Source organism: Streptomyces silaceus (assembly GCF_001419745.1).
GTDB lineage: Bacteria > Actinomycetota > Actinomycetes > Streptomycetales > Streptomycetaceae > Streptomyces > Streptomyces silaceus.
On the sequence record NZ_LIRJ01000196.1, the window covers coordinates 2,073 to 2,385 of the forward strand.

At 74.1% G+C, this 313-nt stretch carries 1 protein-coding gene; it reads right to left on the reverse strand.

The features are described 5' to 3' along the window. Window positions 1–291, reverse strand: a 291-nt coding sequence (locus AOK22_RS42840) for an alpha/beta fold hydrolase (protein WP_157872261.1), incomplete at its 3' end; no start/stop codon positions are given. Window positions 292–313 lie beyond the last annotated feature (22 nt).

The window sequence follows — 313 nt, forward strand, 5'->3', positions numbered from 1 at the left end:
CGACGCCGCCAGGACGGCGCGCGTCACCCCGAAGTGGTCGAGGACCGCGATCAGGTCCTCGACCAGTGAGAACGCGGCGGTCGGGGCCGGCGACCTGCCGTACCCCCGCGCGTCGTAGCGGATCACCCGGTGCCGCTCCGTGAGGCGCGGCAGGATGCCGTCCCAGATGCGTGAGTCGCCGACTCCCGGGTGCAGCAGGACCAGGGGGAGGCCCGCGCCGCCCGTGCCGCCCGGGTCACCCGAGTCGTGCGCCCACAGTTCGCCGTCCTTGACCGAGACCATGACGTCCATGCGTCGAGTGTCGGGGGGGGGC